This is a genomic window from Actinomadura sp. NPDC000600, assembly GCF_040492135.1.
In the GTDB taxonomy this organism is placed as follows: Bacteria; Actinomycetota; Actinomycetes; order Streptosporangiales; family Streptosporangiaceae; genus Spirillospora.
On record NZ_JBEUPD010000155.1, the window covers coordinates 1 to 1,027 of the forward strand.

Annotated in this window: 2 protein-coding genes; one reads left to right on the forward strand and one right to left on the reverse strand. The window is 75.0% G+C overall.

Translation table 11 applies throughout. From position 1 onward, the window contains the following. Window positions 1-908 (reverse strand): SNF2-related protein (locus tag ABWI07_RS44450; RefSeq protein ID WP_353822249.1); only part of this gene is annotated, 908 nt, incomplete at its 3' end. Here ABWI07_RS44450 and ABWI07_RS44455 point away from each other — a divergent pair. Next, window positions 828-1,027 (forward strand): hypothetical protein (locus ABWI07_RS44455; protein WP_353822250.1); only part of this gene is annotated, 200 nt, incomplete at its 3' end. The genes ABWI07_RS44450 and ABWI07_RS44455 overlap by 81 nt on opposite strands.

Sequence of the window (1,027 nt, forward strand, 5' to 3'; positions counted from 1 at the left end):
GCCGCCGCGGGGTCCCGGCCGCCCTCGACTGCCTGCGCGTACCGCGTGCGGAAGCTGCCGAGCGTGCCGAGCAGGCCGGGTGTCGTCCAGTCGAGGATCGCCCACAGTTCGGAGAGGTTGTTCTCCACCGGAGTGCCGGTGAGCGCCACGCGCGCGTGTGCGCCGATCGTGCGCAGCGCCCGGGCCGTGGCCGAGTAGGGGTTCTTCACGTGCTGTGCCTCGTCCGCGACGAGCAGCGGCCACCGCCGGGCGGCCAGCCGGGTCGCGTCGCGGCGCAGGGTTGCCCAGGTGGTGAGGACGAACCCGCCCTCGAGGTCGTCGAGGTGGCGGTCGGGGCCGTGGAAGCGGCGTACGGGGGTGTCGGGGGCGAAGCGCCGGATCTCCCGCTCCCAGTTGCCGAGCAGCGACGCGGGACACAGCACCAGGGTCGGGCCGGCGGTGGCGGGGTCGCCCTGCCGGTGCAGGTGCAGGGCGATGAGGGTGACGGTCTTGCCCAGCCCCATGTCGTCGGCGAGGCAGCCGCCGAGGCCGAGGGAGGTCATCAGGTCCAGCCAGGCCAGGCCTCGCAGCTGGTAGTCCCGCAGGCGGGCTTGCAGCCCCTCGGGGGGCTCGGCGGGCCGCACTCCCGCCGTCAGCCGGTCGCGCAGCACCGCGAGCGCGCCCGCCGGGACCGCCTCGACCGTCTCCCCGTCGACCTCCGTGCTGCCGGTGAGGGCGGCGGAGAGCGCGTCGACCGGGTCGAGCAGGCCCAGCTCGCGCTTGCGGGCCTTGCGGACGAGGGCCGGGTCGACGAGCACCCACTGGTCGCGCAGCCGGACGACGGGACGGTGGGCTTCTGCCAGGGTGTCCATCTCGGCCTCGGTGAGGGGATCGCCGCCGAGCGCCAACTGCCAGCGGAACTGGAGCAGTTCCTCGCTCTCGAAGAAGCCGGAGTCGCGCTGTTCACGCTGTCCAGCCTGGCGTGCGGGATCTCCCAGGACCCGGCGCAGCTGATCGCGGCCCGCGCCGTGCAGGGGCTCGGCGCCGC